The 21,017-nt window shown below is 68.5% G+C and carries 21 protein-coding genes and 1 tRNA gene; 11 read left to right on the forward strand and 11 right to left on the reverse strand.

What is annotated here, in order from left to right:
• Positions 1-15: 15 nt before the first annotated feature.
• Positions 16-246 carry a hypothetical protein gene (locus tag RSP_RS02310; RefSeq protein ID WP_002722775.1) on the reverse strand — a complete coding sequence of 77 codons (231 nt, stop codon included), beginning with the start codon at positions 244-246 and terminating at the stop codon, positions 16-18.
• A gap of 80 nt (positions 247-326) precedes the next feature.
• A complete protein-coding gene (locus tag RSP_RS02315; RefSeq protein WP_011337043.1) occupies positions 327-974 on the reverse strand; it encodes a pyrimidine 5'-nucleotidase in 648 nt (215 codons plus the stop codon).
• Between the two features lie 115 nt (positions 975-1,089).
• Between RSP_RS02315 and RSP_RS02320 the strand changes: the two genes are divergently transcribed.
• Entirely contained in the window at positions 1,090-1,725 is a 636-nt protein-coding gene (locus RSP_RS02320; RefSeq protein WP_002722779.1) for a GntR family transcriptional regulator, read from the forward strand.
• A 7-nt stretch (positions 1,726-1,732) separates the two neighbouring features.
• Here RSP_RS02320 and RSP_RS02325 read toward each other — a convergent pair whose 3' ends face one another.
• From RSP_RS02325 to carA, 3 genes are all read right to left on the reverse strand, one after another.
• Complete coding sequence (locus RSP_RS02325; protein WP_017140069.1) at positions 1,733-3,643, reverse strand: glycosyltransferase; 1,911 nt, start codon at positions 3,641-3,643, stop codon at positions 1,733-1,735.
• Between the two features lie 137 nt (positions 3,644-3,780).
• Positions 3,781-4,563, reverse strand: a complete 783-nt coding sequence (locus RSP_RS02330) for a L,D-transpeptidase (RefSeq protein WP_029534496.1) — start codon at positions 4,561-4,563, stop codon at positions 3,781-3,783.
• A 180-nt stretch (positions 4,564-4,743) separates the two neighbouring features.
• Positions 4,744-5,907, reverse strand: coding sequence for a glutamine-hydrolyzing carbamoyl-phosphate synthase small subunit (gene carA / locus RSP_RS02335; RefSeq protein WP_002722785.1), 1,164 nt, complete (start codon positions 5,905-5,907; stop codon positions 4,744-4,746).
• 177 nt (positions 5,908-6,084) lie between these two features.
• Here carA and RSP_RS02340 point away from each other — a divergent pair, with 177 nt between their 5' ends.
• On the forward strand, positions 6,085-6,543 hold the full coding sequence (locus tag RSP_RS02340) for a GatB/YqeY domain-containing protein (protein WP_009563806.1): 459 nt from the start codon (positions 6,085-6,087) through the stop codon (positions 6,541-6,543).
• Between the two features lie 308 nt (positions 6,544-6,851).
• Here RSP_RS02340 and RSP_RS02345 read toward each other — a convergent pair whose 3' ends face one another.
• The 3 genes from RSP_RS02345 to lipB form a co-directional block, all read right to left on the reverse strand.
• Positions 6,852-7,382 carry a DUF2244 domain-containing protein gene (locus RSP_RS02345; protein WP_011337047.1) on the reverse strand — a complete coding sequence of 177 codons (531 nt, stop codon included), beginning with the start codon at positions 7,380-7,382 and terminating at the stop codon, positions 6,852-6,854.
• Between the two features lie 13 nt (positions 7,383-7,395).
• Positions 7,396-9,096, reverse strand: a complete 1,701-nt coding sequence (gene ctaD, locus RSP_RS02350; protein WP_011337048.1) for a cytochrome c oxidase subunit I — start codon at positions 9,094-9,096, stop codon at positions 7,396-7,398.
• Positions 9,097-9,510: 414 nt separating this feature from the next.
• Positions 9,511-10,167, reverse strand: coding sequence for a lipoyl(octanoyl) transferase LipB (gene lipB / locus RSP_RS02355; protein WP_011337049.1), 657 nt, complete (start codon positions 10,165-10,167; stop codon positions 9,511-9,513).
• 96 nt (positions 10,168-10,263) lie between these two features.
• On the opposite strand from lipB, the gene RSP_RS02360 reads away from it, so the two are divergent.
• The 8 genes from RSP_RS02360 to RSP_RS02395 all read left to right on the forward strand — a co-directional run bounded on the left by RSP_RS02360 (position 10,264) and on the right by RSP_RS02395 (position 17,790).
• A complete protein-coding gene (locus RSP_RS02360) occupies positions 10,264-11,823 on the forward strand; it encodes a peptidoglycan-binding domain-containing protein (RefSeq protein ID WP_011337050.1) in 1,560 nt (519 codons plus the stop codon).
• 121 nt (positions 11,824-11,944) lie between these two features.
• Positions 11,945-12,031: transfer RNA gene (locus RSP_RS02365), tRNA-Leu, on the forward strand.
• 289 nt (positions 12,032-12,320) lie between these two features.
• The gene (locus tag RSP_RS02370; RefSeq protein WP_002722797.1) at positions 12,321-13,424 is read left to right on the forward strand and encodes an ABC transporter ATP-binding protein; all 1,104 of its coding nucleotides are present in this window, start codon (positions 12,321-12,323) and stop codon (positions 13,422-13,424) included.
• A gap of 54 nt (positions 13,425-13,478) precedes the next feature.
• Positions 13,479-14,570: an ABC transporter substrate-binding protein gene (locus RSP_RS02375; RefSeq protein WP_011337051.1), complete on the forward strand. Its 1,092-nt coding sequence runs from the start codon at positions 13,479-13,481 to the stop codon at positions 14,568-14,570.
• A 51-nt stretch (positions 14,571-14,621) separates the two neighbouring features.
• Positions 14,622-15,896, forward strand: a complete 1,275-nt coding sequence (locus RSP_RS02380; RefSeq protein WP_011337052.1) for an ABC transporter permease — start codon at positions 14,622-14,624, stop codon at positions 15,894-15,896.
• A gap of 78 nt (positions 15,897-15,974) precedes the next feature.
• Positions 15,975-16,883, forward strand: a complete 909-nt coding sequence (locus RSP_RS02385) for an ABC transporter permease (protein ID WP_002722803.1) — start codon at positions 15,975-15,977, stop codon at positions 16,881-16,883.
• Between the two features lie 179 nt (positions 16,884-17,062).
• Positions 17,063-17,230: a 50S ribosomal protein L33 gene (gene rpmG, locus RSP_RS02390; RefSeq protein ID WP_002722806.1), complete on the forward strand. Its 168-nt coding sequence runs from the start codon at positions 17,063-17,065 to the stop codon at positions 17,228-17,230.
• A 74-nt stretch (positions 17,231-17,304) separates the two neighbouring features.
• Complete coding sequence (locus RSP_RS02395; protein ID WP_011337053.1) at positions 17,305-17,790, forward strand: GNAT family N-acetyltransferase; 486 nt, start codon at positions 17,305-17,307, stop codon at positions 17,788-17,790.
• Between the two features lie 50 nt (positions 17,791-17,840).
• Here RSP_RS02395 and RSP_RS02400 read toward each other — a convergent pair whose 3' ends face one another.
• Both RSP_RS02400 and RSP_RS02405 read right to left on the reverse strand, forming a co-directional pair.
• A complete protein-coding gene (locus RSP_RS02400; protein WP_002722809.1) occupies positions 17,841-18,581 on the reverse strand; it encodes a Bax inhibitor-1/YccA family protein in 741 nt (246 codons plus the stop codon).
• A 130-nt stretch (positions 18,582-18,711) separates the two neighbouring features.
• Positions 18,712-18,942 carry a DUF1127 domain-containing protein gene (locus tag RSP_RS02405; RefSeq protein ID WP_002722811.1) on the reverse strand — a complete coding sequence of 77 codons (231 nt, stop codon included), beginning with the start codon at positions 18,940-18,942 and terminating at the stop codon, positions 18,712-18,714.
• Between the two features lie 117 nt (positions 18,943-19,059).
• On the opposite strand from RSP_RS02405, the gene RSP_RS02410 reads away from it, so the two are divergent.
• Positions 19,060-19,995, forward strand: coding sequence for a LysR family transcriptional regulator (locus RSP_RS02410; RefSeq protein WP_017140071.1), 936 nt, complete (start codon positions 19,060-19,062; stop codon positions 19,993-19,995).
• 7 nt (positions 19,996-20,002) lie between these two features.
• Here RSP_RS02410 and RSP_RS02415 read toward each other — a convergent pair whose 3' ends face one another.
• Positions 20,003-20,962: an NADPH:quinone oxidoreductase family protein gene (locus RSP_RS02415; protein WP_011337055.1), complete on the reverse strand. Its 960-nt coding sequence runs from the start codon at positions 20,960-20,962 to the stop codon at positions 20,003-20,005.
• Positions 20,963-21,017 lie beyond the last annotated feature (55 nt).

Genomic DNA, 21,017 nt, shown 5'->3' on the forward strand with positions numbered 1-21,017 from the left:
CGCGGGTCGTCCAGATCAGCCCAGCGTAATCATGATGATGACGACCATCATCACCGGCACGAAGAAGAGCGCGGTCATCCCCAGCATGACGGGGCCGAACGCCCAGGTGCCCAGAGCCACGATCGAGACGAGGGCGGCGGCGAAGGCGAACAGGACGAGATCCTCGCGGGTCGTCTTGCGCGTATGGCGCTCCATCGGCGGGATGATGTGGTTCGGCAGGTCGGTGACGTCGGCGTAAGCGTTCATGCGAGATCTCCGTTAACGACGCGGGACAGATAGTCGCAAACCGGTCATGTGGCTAGGGCATTATGCCGCGCCGTCGCGTCTCAGGGCTGCAGAAGGGCCAGGAACTCCGACAGATCGAGCGTGTGGTGGTGGATGTGCGGCGCAGGGAGCGCCTCGGGCGCCACATGGACGGTGCGCATCCCCATCTCGTGCGGCGCGAGGAGATTGCGCGAATCGTCCTCGAACATGGCCGCGGTCCCGGGCGCCAGCCGGTCGGCGGCGAAGACGGTCTCGAAGGCCGCGCGGTCGGGCTTCGGCCGGAAGCCCGCATGTTCGACGCCATAGACCGCATCGAAGAGGTTCGCGAGGCCGCGCGCCTCGAGCACGCGCTCGGCATAGGGCGCGCAGCCGTTGGTATAGACGATCTTGCGCCCCGGCAGCGCCCGGATGCGCGCGGCGAGGATCATGTCGCGCTCGAGATGGTCGAGCGAGATGTCGTGGACATGGCTCAGATAGGGCGCGGGATCGACCCCGTGCTCGGCCATCAGCCCTGCCAGCGTGGTGCCGTAGGTGGACCAGTAATGCCGCCGGAGCCGGTCGGCCTCCTCCCGCACCACGCGAAGCTCGGTCATCACCCAGTCCGTCATCCGTCGCTCGATCTGGTCGAAGAGGCGCGCGGACGGGGGATAGAGCGTGTTGTCGAGGTCGAAGACCCAGCCCCGGACATGTGAGAAACGATCGGCCACCATGGGCGGAGGCTACGCCCGGCCCCGTGGCGGCGCAATGGTTTGCGGTTGATCCGCGGCGGCGCTCGCGGCTAACGTCGCGACGTTCCACCCTTCGTTTGGGAAAGGCCGCCCCGTCGTGCAGAAAGATGCCTATACGCTGATCCTCGAGGCCATCGAGGGCGGCACCTACAAGCCCGGGGACCGTCTGGTGGAATCGGAACTGGCCGAGCGGCTGGGCGTGTCCCGCACCCCGGTGCGCGAGGCGCTGCAACGGCTCGAGACCCAGTCGATGCTCACGCGCGACGGCCGCAGCCTGATCGTGGCCTCGCTCGACCATAACCAGCTGGCGGAGCTCTATGCCGTGCGCACCGAGCTCGAGGGGCTGGCCGCGCGGCTTGCGGCCCGGCACGCGACCGAGGAGGAGATCCGGGTGCTGCGCGGCATGGTCGAGGACGACCGGGCGCTTCTGGGCGGCGATCCGCGGGCGCTGTCGCGCGCCAACAAGCGGTTTCACAAGCAGATCCATCTCGCCTCGCACAACCGCTTCCTCGTGCAGCAGCTCGACCTCGTGCACCGCTCGATGGCGCTGATGGCCACGACCTCCTTCGCGGCCGAGGGGCGCGACGAGGTGGCGATGGCCGAGCACGAGCAGATCGTGCAGGCGATCGAGGCGCGCGACGGCGAGGCGGCCTATGCGGCGCTGCGCAACCATATCTCGAAGGCCTTCGAGACCCGGCTCCGGGTGGATGCGGGCGAGCTGCGCATGCGCTGACGGCGGATCAGGCGGGCTGCAGGAGAGGGCGGCCGCGGGCCTGGGCGTCGAAGACCCCGTGGCAGGTCTTGTCCCAGTAGAAGGGCGCGCGCAGGAGCTCCCACAGCGCCTTGTAGGCCGCGAAGGTGGCGAGCGGGTTGTAGAGATGCAGGGTCGGCACCCAGAGCGGGTTCAGGCGGTGCCGGGTCTGCCGCAGGGCGAGGATGCCCATGGCAATGGCGGTGCCCTCCGATCCGATGAGAAGCCCGATCATCGACCAGAGCAGCGGCTCGGGCACGAGCGGCGCCACCGGATGCGGCAGGCCGAGCGCCAGCAGCCAGAAGGACCAGAGCACCGGCGCGAGCAGGGTCTGCGAGATCGAGCCGAGGAACATCACCTGGAAGCCTGCAAAGCGCCAGGGGCCGAGTTGCCGCCAGAGCAGCCGCGGCGCGCGCATATGGACGGCCCATGTCATCATGAAGCCCTTGATCCAGCGCGATCTCTGCTTGATCCAGGGGATGGCGCGGCAGTTGGCTTCCTCGGCCGTCACCGTGTCGATGAGGTCGGTGCGGTAGCCGTGCCGCGCGAGGCGGATGCCGAGATCCGCATCCTCGGTCACGTTATGCGCGTCCCAGGCGCCCAGCTCCTCGAGCGCCGCGCGGCGGAAGAAGAGGGTGGTGCCTCCGAGCGGGACCACGAGCCCCAGCCGGTCGAGCCCCGGCAGCATCAGCCGGAACCAGGCCGCATATTCGATGGTGAAGCAGCGCGACAGCCAGTTGGTGCGCGGGTTGTAATAGTCGAGCCGTCCCTGCAGGCAGGCGACGTGCGAGCCGCGCCGGCTGAAGCCCTCGACCACGCGGCGGATCTGGTCGGGCTCGGGCGCGTCCTCGGCGTCGTAGACGCCCACGATGGAGCCCCGGCAATGGTCGAGCGCCACGTTGAGCGCCCGCGGCTTGGTGCGGATCGCGCCTTTGGGCGAGACCACGATCCGCATCCAGGGCGGCAGGCGCGCCTCGAGCAGCGCCCGCCGTGTCCGTCGGTCGGCCTCTTCCACCACAAGCAGGATCTCGAGCCGGTCGTGGGGATAGTCGAGGCGGCCGAGGCGCGCCACGAGACGGCCCGCGATATCCTCTTCGCGATAGAGCGCCACGATGATCGAGACCATCGGCAGATGCAGGAGCGGCGGGCTTTCGGGCTCGGGCGGAGGGCGGCGCAGGCTCGCCACCGCGGTTGCCAGCCGCAGCGCTGTGCCGCAGGCTAGCGCCAGAAGCGCCCAGGCGGTCAGGGCGAGCAGCACAAGGCCCGGTGCCAAGGCGAGGCCCGCGGCGAGGGCGAGGCCCGCCAGCGCCGCGAGCCGAGTCATCCGCCCCGTGCGCCAGTCGCGGCAGCTTTCCTCCGGTGCGACCCGAAGTTCGGCCGCGGCTCCGATGGCGTCCGCGCGCAGCTCCTGCAGCGCGTCCTCGATGGACGAGCGGCTGGCGAGGGCGGGGATCACGGTGCCGAACAGCTCCTCGAGCCGCGGCCGGTGGCGGCGGAAGCTCTCGGGGGCCGCCGCCGCCAGCAGGACGGCGCTGCCCGTGTCGCGGAGGGGCAGGAGGCCCTCGCGCAGACAGTCCCGCACCCCCAGCCGGTCGATGAGCCGGGGATCGGGCCGCTCGGCCGCGGGGTCGAGCACCGGCAGCCCGCTCCGCCGCGCCATCATGGCGAGGATCTCGTCCTCGGACAGGGCGCCTTCGGCGAGCAGCAGATCGGCGAGGGGTGCGGACGGCCGCCCGCCGTGACTGAGGGCCGCCATGATCCGGTGCGGCGCGAGATGCCCTTCGCGCAGCAGCATCACGCCCATCGGCTCCGCGGCCTCCGCGGGCGAGGGCAGGGGGCGCGGCGCTGCAGGCGCGCGGCCCGGCCGGATCTGGGGCAGGGAATCGGGGAGTGCTGGCAAGGCCGTGCCCTTTCGCTGGACACGGAACCATCCTCCCGCGAGATTAAGAGATCGTAAACCACGATGACGATGGCGCGCGATCTCCGGCGGACGTCACCGGCGCCGCGGCTGCGGCGCCGGAAGGGGCCTTCCGAGGATCAGAAGCTCTCGGTGAAGAACATCGTGGCGGCCGTCTCGCCCGGAGGTGCCACGCTGTTCAAGCCCGCAACGCGCGGCGGCAGTGCCCGCCCCGCGGGCACCGTGCCCTTGCCCGACTCGGCCTCCGTCAGCACCACCACCTGCGTGCCCAGCGACACCCGCGCATAGAGATCGAGGATATCCTGGTTCCAGAGCCGGATGCAGCCCGCCGAGGTGGCCTTGCCGATCGAGGAGACATCGTTGGTGCCGTGGATCCGGTAATAGGTGTCCTTGCCGTCCCTGTGCAGATAGAGCGCGCGGGCCCCGAGCGGGTTCGAGAGCCCGCCGTCCATCCCGTCCTTCCACGGCCCGTACTGCTCGGGATCTTCCGCAATCATGCTCTTGGTGGGAATCCAGCGCGGCCATTCCCGCTTGATCGGGATCACTGCCTCGCCCGAAAAGCCGCGGCCTTCCCGCCCGACGGCGATGGCATAGCGCAGCGCCCGCTGGCCGGGCTGCACCAGATAGAGGTAGCGCGCATAGGGATCGACCACGATGGTCCCCGGCGGCTGATCGGTGAAATAATCCACCTCGCGCCGGACCTTGTCGGCCGAGAGATATTGCGGCGGCACCGCCGGGATGATCCGCTCGCCGTCCGCCACCGGGCCGTAAAGGGCCGCGATCTGCGGCGAGAGGCCCATCGGCGTGGCGCTGCGGGTGGGCGGCGGTTCGGGCGCACAGGCGGCGAGCAGCGCGAGCGCGGCGAGGGCGGGCAGGAGGCGGCGCGGGAGAGATCCGGTCATCGGCATGTCCTTGTTGCGGGCCCTGCCGCGACGGGGCGCCGTGCCCCGGAAGCCGCGGATATGGCCCTCCATCGCCGAAAAAAGGTCCCGCATCGCCACTTGGTTCCGGCACAACAGTGCGAGGCCCGCCGCGAACTCTGTCGCGGCGGGCCTCGGAAAGGGCCGAACGGGTGGGCCGGGTCAGGCCGCGCGGCGGGCGCGCATGGCCGCGGCGAACCGATCGAAGAGATAATAGCTGTCCTGCGGGCCGGGGCTCGCCTCGGGATGATACTGCACCGAGAAGACCGGCCGATCCTCGACCCGGATCCCGCAGTTCGAGCCGTCGAAGAGGCTCACATGGGTTTCCTTCACGCCGGCGGGCAGCGTCTGGCTGTCGACCGTGAAGCCGTGGTTCATCGAGGTGATCTCGACCTTGCCGGTCTCGAGATCCTTCACCGGATGGTTCGCGCCGTGGTGGCCGTGGTTCATCTTGACGGTCTTCGCCCCGAGCGCGAGGGCCAGCATCTGGTGGCCGAGGCAGATGCCGAAGAGCGGCATGTCCCGTGCGAGCACGCCCTGGATCATCGGCACCGCATAGGCGCCGGTCGCCGCCGGATCGCCCGGGCCGTTCGAGAGGAACACCCCGTCCGGGTTCAGCGCCAGCACGTCCTCGGCCGTGGCGGTCGCGGGGAGCACGGTCACGTCGCAGCCCGCCGAGGCGAGGCAGCGCAGGATGTTGCGCTTGGCGCCGTAGTCGATGGCCACGACCTTCAGCCCCGGCTCGCTGCGCGACCGGTAGCCCTCGGGCCAGGCCCACCGCATCTCGTCCCAGCGGTAGCTCTGGGCGCAGGTCACGTCCTTGGCGAGGTCGAGACCGACGAGCCCGCGCCAGCCGCGGGCCTTGGCCACCAGCGCTCCGATGTCGAAGCGGCCTTCGGGATCGTGGGCCAGCGCCACATGCGGCGCGCCCTGCTGGCGGATCGCCCGGGTGAGGCGCCGCGTGTCGATGCCGCCCACGCCGATCCGGCCCTTGGCCTCGAGCCATTGGGTGAGCTCCGAGGTCGCGCGCCAGTTCGAGGGTTCGGTCGGGTCCCACTTCACCACCATGCCGGCGGCGACCGGCTCGGCCGTCTCGTCGTCCTCGGGGGTCACGCCCACATTGCCCACATGCGGGAAGGTGAAAGTCACGATCTGCCCCGCATAGGAGGGATCGGTCATGATCTCCTGATAGCCGGTCATGGCGGTGTTGAAGACGAGCTCGGCCACCGTCTCGCCCCGGGCGCCGAAGCCCCTGCCGTAGAAGATGGTGCCATCGGCGAGCGCGAGGCAGGCAGTGGGCTTGTCGGTGGGGCTGGCTGCGGCCATGGCGCGACTCCTTGGCAAAATCTGGCGGACACTAAGGTTTGGGCGGCCAGGGGTCAAGGCTGCGTCAGAAATGAACTATCCTTTTAGATCAATGGCTTGATCTTTGGTGCCGTGGTTGTGTCGGGCGAGGCTTGCCTGTATGGTGCGAGTTTCGCATGGCCATGGAGACGAACGAGAATGACTCTGCGCGAGCGGCTTCAGGACGCTATGAAAGAGGCGATGCGTGCCAAGCAGCCGGACCGGCTCTCGACGCTGCGTCTCATCAATGCCGCCATCAAGGACCGCGACATCGCCGCCCGCGTGGATGGCGCCGACGGCATGGTGTCGGACGAGGAGATCACCGCCATCCTGGGCCGCATGGTCCGCCAGCGCATCGAGAGCGCGCGGGCCTACGAGGAGGGCGGCCGGCTCGAGCTCGCCGAGAAGGAACGGGCCGAGATCGGCGTGATCGAGGACTTCCTGCCGCGCCAGCTCGATCCGGAGGAGGTGGAGGCTGCGATCTCGGCCGCCATCGCCGAGGTGGAGGCCACGACGATCCGCGACATGGGCAAGGTCATGGCCGAGCTGAAGACGCGCTACACCGGCCAGATGGATTTCTCCGCCGTGGGTCCGATGGTGAAGGACCGGCTGGGCTGAGAGGTTACGGCTGCCGGCCGGGTCGGGCCCGCAGGTCCGGTCGAACCTTGTCCCCTGAGGTCGCGCGCTGAGCGGCCTGCGCCCGGGCGGGGCCCGGGTCGGGCGATGCGCGGGGCAGGGCGGCTCGCAGAGCATGGGGGACGCTGCCCGTCCGGGCGAGCGCAGTCATGCCCTTCGCGCCCCTGGCGGCTCCCGCACGACTCTTCTCCCGCGGCGCGCCGGTTCAAGCTGCGGGCCTCCGGCTCCCGGTCCGTGGCAACGCGGCGCGAGGGGCCTCGATGGCCCCGCTGCGACGCTCCTCCCGCCCGTCAGCGCGCCCGGGAGAAAGCGCGTTCCAGTTCGGGCCAGAGCGCCAGACGCTCCTCCTCGCCCAGAAAGGCGCCGATCTCCACCTCGCGCGGTCCGCCGCCGAGCGTGAGGTAATGGGGCACCGGCCCGCCGCTTCGGTGCAGCGTCACCCGCACCCAGTGCGGATTGGCCTGCCAGCTCTGCCGCCGGCCGCGCGGCCCGTGCCGATCCAGCGTCACCCTGTCGGGCCAGAGCGTCAGCTCCTCGAGGATCTCCCCGTCGCCGTAGCTGCGGTTCAGCGCCAGCCACATGCCGGTCACGACCGCTACGAGGAAGGGCAGCAGCGCCCAGAGCACGGGCGAGCCCAGCAGCCCGATCAGCGGCAGGGCGAGCAGCAGGCAGGTCACGCCGATGAAGGCCGCGAAGCCGCGCCGTGGCAGCGAGCGGTAGGGCCACAGATGAAGCCGGCCGAGAGGATCTTCCTCCCCCGAACGAGGAAAGGCCCCGGATGTCTCCGGGGCCTTCGGGGCAATGACCCATTCGTAGGGCATCAGAAGGCGGGCATCAGTGGGCGGGCGCGCGTTCCCAGTCTTCCCGCTTGGGAAGCTGCTCGAACGTATGCTCCGGCGGCGGAGAGGTCAGCGTCCACTCCAGCGTGTCGGCATGTTCGTTCCAGTAGTTGTTCGCCGTCACCCGCGCCCCGCGCGTCAGCGTGTAGAAGATCACGCCGAGGAAGAAGAGGAACGAGGCGAAGGACAGGAAGGCGCCCAGCGACGAGACGAAGTTCCAGGTGGCGAAGGCCTCGGGATAGTCGATGTAGCGCCGCGGCATGCCCTGGCGGCCGAGGAAGTGCTGCGGGAAGAAGGTGAGGTTCGCGCCCACGAACATCATCCAGAAATGCAGCTTCCCGGCCCATTCCGGATATTGCCGGCCCGACATCTTGCCGATCCAGAAGTAGATCCCTGCGAAGATGCCGAAGACCGCGCCGAGGCTCATCACATAATGGAAGTGCGCCACGACATAGTAGGTGTCGTGATAATAGCGGTCGACGCTCGCCTGGCTCAGCACGATGCCGGTGACGCCGCCCACGGTGAAGAGGAAGAGGAACCCGAGCGCCCAGAGCATCGGCGTCTTGAGCTCGATCGAGCCGCCCCACATGGTCGCGATCCAGGAGAAGATCTTGATGCCGGTGGGCACTGCGATCACCATGGTCGCCATCATAAAGTAGCTCTGCTGGGTGAGGCTCAGGCCGGCTGTATACATGTGGTGGGCCCAGACCACGAAGCCCAGCACGCCGATCGCCACCATCGCATAGACCATCGGCAAATAGCCGAAGATCGGCTTTTTGGCGAAGGTCGCGATGACGTGGCTGACGATGCCGAAGGCCGGCAGCACGATGATGTAGACCTCCGGGTGGCCGAAGAACCACAGGATGTGCTGGTAGAGCACCGGGTCGCCGCCGCCCGAGGGCTGGAAGAAGGTGGTGCCGAAGTTCCGGTCGGTCAGCAGCATGGTAATGGCGCCGGCGAGCACGGGCAGCGCCAGCAGGATCAGCCAGGCGGTGACGAAGATCGACCAGGCGAAGAGCGGCACCTTGTGCATGGTCATGCCGGGTGCGCGCATGTTCAGGAAGGTCGTGATCATGTTGATCGCGCCGAGGATCGAGGAGGCGCCCGACAGGTGCACCGCGAAGATCGCGAGGTCGGTGGAATAGCCCGATTCGGAGGTGGAGAGCGGCGGATAGAGCACCCAGCCGATGCCAGAGCCCAGCTGGCCGTTGCCGCCCGGCGCGAAGAGCGAGGCGACGGCGAGCGAGGTGCCCGCGACATAGAGCCAGTAGGAGAGGTTGTTCATCCGCGGGAAGGCCATGTCCGGCGCGCCGATGTGCAGCGGCATGAAATAGTTGCCGAAGCCGCCGAAGAGCGCGGGAATGACCACGAAGAACATCATCAGGATCCCGTGGCCGGTGATCATGACGTTCCACAGATGGCCGTTCGGGGTGCAGTTTTCCACCGCCGAGGGCCAGAGCGACTGGAAGAAGCCCTTCACGAGGCCCGATTCCAGATGTTCGGCGCACATGAACTGCACGCCCGGCGCCATGAGCTCCATCCGCATGTAGACGGTGAAGGCCACCGAGATCAGCCCGACGAGGCCCCCGGTGAAGAGATAGAGAACGCCGATGTCCTTGTGGTTCGTCGACATGAACCAGCGGGTGAAGAACCCCCTCCGGTCGTGCTCGTGGCCATGGATGGCTGCGTCGGCCATTGGCTTGCCTCCCCGCGTGCTGTTTCCGATCAGACGGGCGTCGGATGGATCCGTGCCAGCATCTCCCGGATATCTGTAGAGCGCCGGTCTTGTTCCGGCAACGCCGCACTTTGATCTGGATCAATAAAAACGCCCACTCCTTCCTTGGTGGGGGTGGCATCTCGTCGCGGAAACGAAGCCGGCCCGAGACCCCGCGGGCGCCGGCCCGGGCGGGACACTCGCCCGGGCGGCAGGCCTCGTCGGCAGGCCGTGCCGAGCGCCTGCGTGCCACCGGCGCGCACCCTCCTGCGTCGACCCTGCGGCCCGGATCACGAGAACGGCTCCTCGGCGAACAGGCGCGCTCCGTGCGGGCCTCTGGCGGGAGGCCCGGTTCGGCCCGGCAGGCGACCGGCCAAGCCGGAGCCGCCTGCGGCGTCAGTCGGGAAAATGCTGCGGGAAGGTGCGCAGCAGGGCCGCGTCGAGGTCCTGCATCGTGACGGGAAGCCCCAGATCCACGAGGCTCGTCACCCCGTGTTCCCGGATGCCGCAGGGCACGATCCCCTCGAAATGCGTCAGGTTCGGCTCGACATTGATCGAGAGCCCGTGAAAGCTCACCCAGCGGCGGAGCTTGACGCCGATGGCCGCGATCTTGTCCTCGCGCGGGCTGCCGTCGAGGCCCGCGGGCCGGTCGGGCCGCACGACCCAGACCCCGACGCGCCCCTCGCGCCGCTCGCCCCGCACGTTGAACTCGGCCAGAGTGGCGATCACCCAGTCCTCGAGCGCCGTCACGAAGCGGCGCACGTCCCGGCCGCGCCGGTCGAGATCGAGCATGACATAGGCCACCCGCTGCCCCGGCCCGTGGTAGGTATATTGTCCGCCGCGACCGGCCACATGGACGGGAAAGCGCTCGGGCTCGACCAGATCCTCGGGCCGGGCCGAGGTGCCGGCGGTGTAGAGCGGGGGGTGCTCGAGCAGCCAGATCGCCTCCGCGGCCTCTCCGGCCCGGATGGCGGCCACCCGGTTCTCCATCGCCTCGAGCGTCTCCCGATAGGGGCTCAGGCCGGGCAGGATCGACCATTCCACTGCGGACATCGCCTTATGATCCCCTTCTCCACCGCAAAAAACATGCCGGCAGTTCACATGGCCGTGTTACGCTTCCCGAGTCCTTCGACTTCCGGGAGATGTCCGATGTATGGGAAATATCTAGTCACCGCCAGCCTCGCTGCCCTCATCGGCCTGGCCCCGGCCGAGCCTGTGAAGGCGGATGCGGGCGACGCCATCGCGGGGGCGCTCGTGGGCGGCATCATCGGCCATGCGATCGCCAACGACCAGAACCGCCGCCGCGCCCAGCAGCAGCAGGTCTATCGCCGGGCCCCGGCCAAGGCCACCATGTCCAGCGCCCAGCGGGAGCAGAACAAGGAGGTGCAGACGGCCCTCAACTACTTCGGCTATCCGGTGGGGACGGTGGACGGGGTGCTGGGGTCGCGCTCGCGCTCGGCGGTGTCGCAGTTCCAGGTGCTGATGGGCTACCAGCCGACCGGCCAGCTCACGGAATACGAGCGGACGATCCTGACCACCGCCTATCACCGCGGCATCGCCGGCGGTCCGATGGTGCAACAGGCGATCGCGACCCATCCGCAGGGGATGCGCGGGCTTCTCCTGATGCAGCGCGACGAGATGGCGGGGCTGCCCGCCGCGCAGTCGGCCATGGCGCTGATGCCGCAGGCGCCGGCTCCGCAGATGCCGATGGCCGTGACGGCCCCCGTTCTGCCGGTGGCCCCCGCGGCGGCCGCAGCCGGGGCTGCCGCAGCCGTTCTGCCGGAGCTGCCCGCTCCCGTGGCCGAGCCTGCGCCGGCGGCGCCCGAGCTTCCCTCGTTCCTGGGATCGGGGGCGACGATGGCCTCGCTCGCCTCGCACTGCAACACGATCGGGCTGCAGACCAACGCGAACGGGGGCTACACGACCTCGGCCGGCATGACCGATGCGAGCTTTGCCCTGGGCGAGCAGTTCTGCCTCGCGCGGAGCTACGCGATCTCGGCCAGCGAGGAGCTGACGAAGCAGGTGCAAGGCTTCACGCCGCAGCAGATCGCCGACCAGTGTCAGGCGCTCGGGCCTGCGCTGCAGGATCAGGTCTCGGCGCTGTCGCTCGAGCCGCGCGACGATGTGCTGAAGGATGTGTCGGCCTTCGTGCTGGCCTCGGGCCGGCCTCCGGCGCAGCTGGCGGGTTCGGCCCGGATCTGCCTCGGCACGGGCTATGCGCAGGACCGCATGGATGTGGCGGTGGCCTCGGCGCTCCTGCTGACTGCGCTCGGCCAGAAGGGCTATGCCGAGCTTCTGGGCCACCATCTGGCGCAGGGCTTCGGGGCGAGCCAGCGGCCCGATCTGGCGCTGGACTGGTATCAGATGGGGCTCGACGCGGCCCAGTCCGGCACGGCCGTGTTCGGGCAGGGGATGCCCGACCGGACCGAGGTGATTCGGAAAGCGGCCTACACGGTCGGCGGGCGGGCGGATCTGATCGTGCCCCAGACGCCCGCGCCGCTGCCGGTCTTCGCCCCGGTCACGCCCCCTCCGGTCGAGGTGGCGGCCCCTGCGCCTGCGCCCGTGGCAGCGCCGACGGTCGAGGCGGCGGCCTCCGCTCCGGCGCCCGCTCTGGCCCTTGCGGCACAGCCGTCCGGCGAGATGGCGGAGGCGGGCGCCAAGGCCGTCTCGGCCGCCGCGCGGCTGCCGTTCCTGCTTCTGGGCCAGTGACTTGAGCGCGAGGGGCCGGCGGGCTCGCCGGCTCCTCGAAGGCATTTTTGACGCGGTGCAAAAATACCCCTTTTCTTCCCCCGCGAGCTTGGCTAAGAACCCGCCACCAAGCCAAGACAGTGCGGTCGTGGCGGAATTGGTAGACGCGCAGCGTTGAGGTCGCTGTGGGGTAACTCCCGTGGAAGTTCGAGTCTTCTCGACCGCACCATTCTTCTGACGAAGCGCCCAAGGGCGGCCTCTCCGGGCCGCCTTTTGGCGTTTTCGGGCCCCGGCTCAGGCCGCCGGTTCGCTTCCGTCACCGATCGGTCGCATTCGGGTGCCCTCTGTTCGCATCCCGTCGCTTGGGCACGCGGGCTCTCGTGCTAGCTGCTCAACCATGCGGCAGACGCCGTCCCTCCCGCAGACCGTGCACAACAAGATTGCAATGGTGGGGGCCTTCCGCTTTAAACAATGACAACAAGTGCAGGAAACCTGCCGGTCAAGATGGGGAGAATGGGGTGGTGGCTTCTACCCAGGACGACGGTTTTGTCGTTTTCGAACATGTGCAAAAAAGCTATGATGGCGAGACGCTCGTCGTCAAAGATCTCAACCTGACGATCGGGCAGGGTGAGTTCCTGACCATGCTGGGGCCCTCCGGGTCGGGCAAGACCACCTGCCTGATGATGCTCGCGGGCTTCGAGACGGCGACGCACGGCGAGATCCGCCTCGACGGTCGCCCGATCAACACGGTGCCCCCGCACAAGCGCGGCATCGGCATGGTGTTCCAGAACTACGCGCTTTTTCCTCACATGACGGTAGGCGAGAACCTCTCCTTCCCGCTCGAGGTGCGCGGCATGTCCAAGTCGGACCGCGAGCGCAAGATCAAGCGTGCGCTCGACATGGTCCAGATGGGCGCCTTCGCCAACCGCCGTCCGGCGCAGCTGTCCGGCGGGCAGCAGCAGCGGATCGCGCTGGCCCGGGCCCTCGTGTTCGACCCGCAGCTCGTGCTGATGGACGAGCCGCTCGGCGCGCTCGACAAGCAGCTGCGCGAGCATATGCAGTTCGAGATCAAGCATCTGCACGAAAGCCTCGGGATCACGGTGGTCTATGTCACCCACGATCAGGGCGAGGCGCTGACCATGTCGGACCGGATCGCCGTCTTCAACGACGGGCGCATCCAGCAGCTGGCCCCGCCGTCCGAGCTCTACGAGCGGCCGAAGAACAGCTTCGTGGCCAGCTTCATCGGCGAGAACAACCGCCTGCCCGGCACCGTCGAGGAGATCGCCGACGGGCGCGCGCTGGTGCGGCTCGAGACCGGCGAGCTGATCGACGCCACGCCGGTGAACGTCGCCCGCAAGGGCCAGCAGACGCTCGTCTCGATCCGTCCCGAGCGGGTCGAGTTCAAGCCGGAGATGCTGCCGCCCAACGCACATCTCATCGATGCCGAAGTGCTCGAGTTCATCTACATGGGCGATATCTTCCGCACGCGGCTGCGGGTCGCCGGATCCGAGGATTTCGTGATCAAGTGCCGCAACACCCTCGGCCAGCGCGTCATGCAGCCGGGCGAGAAGGTCAGGATCGGCTGGGCGCCTCAGGACGCCCGCGCGCTCGATCCGCTTTAACTCCGTAGTAACGGACCTGCCGCCAAGCTGCGGCCAACAAACAAACGACACAACATGGGAGAGCACAAGATGAAGAAGGCCCTCATTCTATCCACGGCCTTGTCGGCCGTGGCCTTCGCCGCCTCGGCGGAGCAGATCACCGTGATGTCCTGGGGCGGCGCCTACACGACCAGTCAGGTCGAGGCGTTCCACAAGCCCTTCACCGCCGAGACCGGCATCGGTGTGGTCTCGGTCGATGCCGACAATCCGGCCACGCCGCTCAAGGCCATGGTCGAAGCGAAGAACGTCAGCGTCGACGTGGTCGATGTGAACACGTCCGACGCCGTGCGCCTCTGCGACGAGGGCCAGCTTGAGGAGATCGATCCGGCGATGCTGCCGGCCGCGCCCGACGGCACGCCCGCGACCGAGGATTTCCTGCCCGGCGCTCTCAGCGACTGCGCCGTGGGCAACATCGTCTATTCGATGATCGTGGCCTACGACGAGTCGAAGTTCCCGAACGAAAAGCCCAAGACCATCGGCGATTTCTTCGACACCGAGAAGTTCCCGGGCAAGCGCGCCATGTGGAAAAGCGCCAAGACCACGCTCGAGATGGCGCTGATGGGCGACGGCGTGCCTGCGGCCGAAGTCTATGATGTGATGGGCACGCCCGAAGGCGTCGACCGCGCCTTCGCCAAGCTCGACGCGATCAAGGGCGACCTGATCTGGTGGGAGGCGGGCGCCCAGCCGGTCCAGCTTCTCGCCGATGGCGAGGTGGCCATGACCACGGCCTACAACGGCCGGATCTTCGCGGCGGCGGTCAGCGAGAACAAGCCCTTCGTGCCGATCTGGGACGGACAGGTCTACGAATACGACCTGTTCGTGATCCCGAAGGGCGCGCCGAACCTCGAAGCGGCCAAGAAGTTCGTGGCCTTCGCGACCGGCACCCAGCCGCTCGCGGACCAGGCCAAGTGGATCAGCTACGGTCCCGCGCGCAAATCCTCGGCGCCGCTGGTCGGGCTCTATCAGGACGGCAAGACCGAGATGGGTCCGAACATGCCGACGGCCGAGGCGAACCTGACCAATGCTCTGCCCTCGTCCTACGAGTTCTGGGTCGATCACGACACCGAACTGGAAGAGCGCTTCAACGCCTGGCTGGCGTCGAACTGATCCGGACCGGCGCGCGCTCCGGCGCGCGCCACCTCTGACATGAGGGACAAGATGGCCGACGCAACCGCCCAGATCGCTGCCGCCGGGACCGAGCGGCTCACCACCGCGGACGGGCGCCCGCTCAAATCCGCGCTCGCGCGCGCTCAGGCCCGCGCCCGACGCCGCGCCTTCCTTCTGGTGCTGCCGCTGCTGCTGTTCGTCGTGGTGACCTTCATCGTCCCGATCGGCCAGATGCTGCACCGCTCGATCCACAACGACGGCTTCGCGGCCAACATGCCGCAGCTCACGCAGTGGTTCGCGGAGACCGAGCCGGGGACGGAGCCCGACGAGGCGGCCTATGCCGCGCTCGCCGCCGATCTCAAGGCCGCGGCCGAGGCCAAGACGATCGGCGTCGTGGGCACGCGCGTGAACTACGAGATGGCGGGCACCCGCTCGCTCTTCACCTCGACCGGGCGGAAGGCCAGGAACTTCGAGCCACCCTACCGCGCGGCGATCCTCGAGGCGGACGAGAAATGGGCCAACCCCGACCTCTGGGGCACGATGCGCCAGGTCTCGCGGGCCTACTCCCCGAACTTCTTCCTCGCCGCCGTCGATCTCGCCCGCGACAACGAGGGCAACATCGTCCGCGCTCCGGCCGAGCGCCGCGTCTATGTCATGCTGTTCGAGCGCACCTTCCTGATCGTGGGCCTCATCACCTTCCTCTGCCTGCTGCTCGGCTATCCGGTGGCCCATTTGCTGGCGACCCTGCCGCTGCGCACCTCGAACCTCCTGATGATCCTCGTCCTGCTGCCCTTCTGGACCTCGCTTCTGGTCAGGACCACCTCCTGGATCGTGCTCCTGCAGGGGCAGGGGGTGGTGAACAACACGCTGGTGGCCACCGGCCTCATCTCGGACTCGAGCCGGATCCAGATGATCTACAACCAGGCCGGCACGATCATCGCGATGACGCATATCCTGCTGCCCTTCATGATCCTGCCGCTCTATTCCGTGATGCGCCCGATCCCGCCCTCCTACGTCCGGGCCGCGCGCTCGCTCGGCGCCTCCAGCTGGACGGCCTTCCGCAGGGTCTATCTGCCGCAGACCCTGCCGGGCATCGGCGCGGGCGCGCTGCTCGTCTTCATCCTCGGCGTGGGCTACTACATCACCCCCGCCCTTGTCGGAGGCGCCTCGGGGCAGCTCATCTCGAACCTGATCGCCTTTCACATGCAGGACAGCCTGAACTGGTCGCTCGCTGCCGCCCTCGCGGCCGTGCTGCTCGGCGCGGTGCTGGTCCTCTACTGGCTCTACGACCGCCTCGTCGGCATCGACAATCTGAAGCTGGGCTGACCCGGCCCTTCACTCTGCCCAAATATCCCGGGGGTCCGGGGGCAGAGCCCCCGGCCTCTGCCGCAGGAGACAAGCCCGATGGCTCTTCCCGTCTACGCCAGCCCGCTCGAGCGCCTCTGGTATTACAGCTACCGCGTCCTCTGCGGGCTGATCTTCCTGTTCCTGATCGCGCCGATCCTGATCGTCATCCCGCTCAGCTTCAACGTCGAGCCCTACTTCACCTTCACCGAGAAGATGCTGTCGCTCGATCCCGACGGCTATTCGCTGCGCTGGTACGACACGCTCCTGACCTTCGGCATGGCCAATCCCGAGGCTCCGCGCGACTCCTCCTGGTGGATGGATGTGTGGAACAACGCGGCCTGGGTGCGGGCGGCGAAGAATTCGGTCATCATCGGCGTCTCCTCGACGGTGGTCGCGACCGTGCTCGGCACCGTGGCGGCCTTGGGCCTCTCGCGCCCCGAGATGCCCTACCGGCGCGCGATCATGGCGATCCTGATCTCGCCCATGATCGTGCCGATCATCATCACCGCCACGGGCCTCTTCTTCTTCTATTCCGCGACGGGTCTCGCGGGCAGCTATGTGGGCGTGGTGCTGGCCCATGCGACCCTGGGCATCCCCTTTGTCATCATCACCGTGACCGCGACCCTCGTGGGCTTCGACCGCTCGCTCACCCGGGCCGCCGCCTCGCTCGGGGCCAGCCCCACCACCACCTTCTTCAAGGTCACGATGCCGCTCATCCTGCCCGGCGTGATCTCCGGCGCCCTCTTCGCCTTCGTCACCTCCTTCGATGAGGTGGTGGTCGTGCTCTTCGTTGCGGCCCACGACCAGCAGACGATCCCGCGCCAGATGTGGAACGGCATCCGCGAGCAGATCAGCCCGGCGATTCTCTCGGTGGCCACCATCCTCGTCATCGTGTCGGTGCTCCTCCTTGCCACGGTCGAGCTGCTCCGCCGCCGCTCGGAGAGGCTCCGCGGCATCTCCGGCTGACCCCTCCGCTAGCCATTTCGGGGCCCGTCCGGCATCCCCTGCCGGGCGGGCCTTTCCATCTGTCGGGCCCTGCGATTTCAGGGGGCTTTTGCAGTTGACTCTCGCATCAGCCTCGGTAAAAGGCGGGCCTCAGGGATTTTTGCGGGGGGCGTCTGCCCGCCGACTGCAGGAGAGAAACCATGGCGAAGCCGACGACGATCAAGATCCGGCTGAACTCGACGGCGGGCACCGGGCACTTCTACGTGACCAAGAAGAACGCCCGCACCATGACCGACAAGATGGTCGTGCGGAAGTACGATCCGGTCAAGCGCGAGCATGTCGAATACAAGGAAGGCAAGATCAAGTAAGATCTGCCTCTCCTGTTCGCGGACAAGGCCGTGCCTCCGGGGCGCGGCCTTCTGCATTTGAGGAGCCTGCGCCCGTGACCGTCGCCGGCCTGCATCTGCGCCTCGCGCGCCCCGGGGATCTGTCGGCGGTGGATGCGCTCTTCGCCCACAGCTACGCCCGGCTCATCCGGGCCGACTATCCGCCGTCGGTGCTGGTGACCGCCGTGCCGCGCCTCGCCCGTGCACAGCCCGCGCTTCTGGCCTCCGGGCGCTACTGGCTGGCGGAGACGGAGGGGGGGATCCTCGCCGCCGGCGGCTGGAGCCCGCGCGGCGCGGCAGAAGGCGAGATCCGCCATCTCGTGACCCGCGCCTCCCATGTGCGGCAGGGCATCGCCTCGGCGCTGCTTAGCCGCTCGATCGCGCAGGCTGCGGCCGAGGGCATCCTCCGCCTCCATTGCCTCGCCACGCGCACGGCCGTTCCCTTCTACGAGCGGATGGGCTTTCGCCGGCTGGGGGAAGTCTCGGTGCCGCTCGGCCCCGGCGTGGCCTTCCCGAGCGAACGGATGCTGCGCGCACCATGAAAAAGGGCCGGTCCGAAGACCGGCCCCCGTTCGTGGCGTCCGTGCTGCTGTTACTCGCGGTTGCCCATGAATTGCAGCAGGAACATGAAGAGGTTGATGAAGTCGAGGTAGAGCTGCAGCGCGCCCATGATGGCGGCCTTGCCCAGCCACTCCGCATCGCCGGTGTGGGCGTGCTGGAGGTAGGTGTTCTTGATGTTCTGCGTGTCATAGGCGGTAAGGCCCGCAAAGATCAGCACGCCGATCACCGAGATCGCGAAGGCCAGCGCAGACGAGGCGAGGAAGATGTTCACGACCATCGCGACCAGAAGGCCGACCACGCCCATGATGAGGAAGGTGCCGAAGCCGGAGAGGTCCTTCTTCGTCGTGTAGCCGAAGAGCGACAGGCTCGCGAAGGCGATCGCCGTGATCAGGAAGGTCTGCGCGATCGAGACGCCGGTGAAGGCCACGAAGATCCAGCTCAGCGACAGGCCCATCACCGCCGCATAGGCATAGAAAAACAGCTGCGCCGCCGCCTGGCTCAGCCGGTTCAGCACGGCGCCGAAGGCGAAGACCATGATGAGCGGGGCGAACATGACGATCCAGCCCAGGATGTTCGGGCTCATCGTCACCGGGTCGCGCAGCAGCGAGAACAGCTGCTCGCTGGTGCCGAAGGCCCAGGCCACGCCGCCGGTAAGGAGCATCCCGACCGACATGAGTCCGTAGACCTTGTTCATGTGGGCGCGCAGGCCCTCGTCGATCCTGGCCGCCCGGGCGCCTGCGCCGACCGAACGCACCGTCTGATAGTCAGCCATCTCGTACTCTCCTTGTTGACCGTCATCCTGTCCGGCCCACCGGACACGTTTGACGCCTATATTGGAAAGCTGGCCCCGCAATTCAAGGATTTCCGGGCAGAACCGGGGGCCATGGCCGTGGCGATGGGTCTCAGCGGCGCCAGTTCGAGGGCACGTCCCAGAGGGGACGCGCGGCCTCGGCCCGGGCCTCGTCGACGGTCAGGCCCACATCGGCCAGAAGATGCGGGTCGAGATGGGCAAGGGCCCGGCGCTGCCGGTGCGCGGCGAGGGCAAGATGGGCGCGGGCGACGAGGCGCTGAAGGCTCCCGCCCGCCTGCACGCCGCGGGTCGCGAGGCGGGCTGTGTGAAGCGAGGCAAACATGGGTCCGTCCTTTCGGGATCTGATCTGGGCAGAGGGTCTCTCCGCTTGCTCCTTATGCCCGAATCGTTCACATTTGGAAAATGAATGCTTTTGACTTCAATCATCAGGAGTCGTGATATGCCGCGCAACCTCGACCTGACCGCCCTCCGCTCTTTCGTGGCCGTGGCCGATGCAGGCGGGGTCACGCGCGCCGCGGGCTTTCTCAATCTCACCCAGTCGGCGGTCTCGATGCAGATCAAGCGGCTCGAGGAGACGCTCGATCTGGCGCTGCTCGACCGGTCGGCGCGCCGGGTGGCGCTGACCGCCGCGGGAGAGCAGCTTCTGGGCTATGCGCGGTGGATGCTGGCGCTGAACGACGAGGTCTTCGGCCGTCTCACCCATGACGATTTCGAGGGAGAGGTCGTGCTCGGCGTGCCGCACGACATCGTCTATCCGGCGATCCCGCAGGTGCTGCAGCGGTTCTCGGCCGAGTTTCCGCGGATGCGCGTCACGCTCCTCTCCTCCTATACGCGGAAGCTGAAGTCGCAGTTCGCGCGCGGTGAGTGCGACGTCATCATGACCACCGAGGATACGGTGGAGCCGGGGGGCGAGACGCTGGTGGAGCTGCCGCTGGTCTGGGTGGGGGCGCCGGGCGGGCAGGCCTGGAAGCAGCGCCCGCTGCGGCTCGCCTTCGAGCCGAACTGCATCTTCCGCATGGGGGTGCAGTCGGCTCTCGATGCGGCAGGGATCCCCTGGACCATGGCGGTGGAATCCGACAGCTCGCGCACCATCGAGGCCAGCGTCTCGGCCGATCTCGCCGTGCATGTCTCGCTTGCCGGCGCCGAGCCGCGCTACATGGAGCGGATCCCGCATGGCGGCACGCTGCCGGATCTCGAGACGAGCAAGGTCAACCTGTATGTGGCCGATCCGGTGCACAGCCCCGCCGTCGAGGGGATGGCCGAACTGATCCGGCGCGCCTATGCGGCGCAGGCCGCGGGGGCGGCGGCTCCCCGCCCGCTCGCCCCGGTGGAGGGGGCGGCAGGGGAGGGGCCGCGCTTCGCCCTGCGGGCGTAAGTCATGCTCAGGGCGTGATGACGACCTTGCCCGTGGCCTGCCGCGTGCGGAGCAGCTCCAGCCCCTCGGCCGCCCGCTCGAGGGGCAGCTCATGGCTCACATGCGGCCGCAGGCTGCCGTCGGCGAGCCATCCAAGCAGCGTCTCGAGGCTGCGGATCAGCACCTGCGGCGCAAAGGTCATGTAGCCGCCCCAGTAGAGGCCGATCACGCTCAGGTTCTTCACCAGAAGCAGGTTGGCCGGCACCTGCGGGACATCGCCGCCGGCAAAGCCGATGGCAAGCAGCCGCCCCTCTGGGCGCGAGGCGCGCAGCGCCGCGTCGAAGCCCGCGCCGCCTACCGTATCGTAGGTGACATCGATCCCGCCCAGCGCCTTCAGCACGCCCTTGAGATCCTCCGTCTCGCTGTCGATCGCCTCGTGGGCCCCGGCGGCCCGCGCCACCGCCAGCCGCTCCTCGCCCCGGGCCGTGGCGATCACATGCGCCCCCATCCGCCGTCCGATCTCGACCGCGGCCAGCCCCACGCCGCCCGCGGCCCCGGTGACGAGCAGCCGCTCGCCCGGCTGCAGCCGGGCGCGGTGGTCGAGGGCGAGATGGCCGGTGCCGTAAGCGATCTGGAAGGCCGCCGCATCGCGGAAGCTCACGCTGTCGGGCAGGGGCAGGCAGCGGCCCGCGGGCCAGCAGCCGAACTCGGCGAGGCCCCCGCAGGAGCCGAAGGCCGCGACGCGCGTGCCGGGGGCCGGGCCGCTCACGCCCTCGCCCAGCGCATCCACGATGCCCGCGACCTCCATGCCCAGCGTCAGCGGCAGGGGAGGGCGCTCCTGATAGCGACCCTGGATCATGAGGAGATCCGCGAAGTTGAGCGCACAGGCGGCAATGCGCAGCCGGATCTCGCCGGGGCCCGGCTCGGGCAGGGGGTCTTCAGTCAGGTCCGGCGCGAGGCCGGTCTCTCTCAAACGGAAAGCGCGCATGGACGGATCAGGACCTCTCGTCGGGAAAAGCGCGCCGAACTTCAGCATCCCGGGC

Source organism: Cereibacter sphaeroides 2.4.1, assembly GCF_000012905.2.
Taxonomy (GTDB): Bacteria; Pseudomonadota; Alphaproteobacteria; order Rhodobacterales; family Rhodobacteraceae; genus Cereibacter_A; species Cereibacter_A sphaeroides.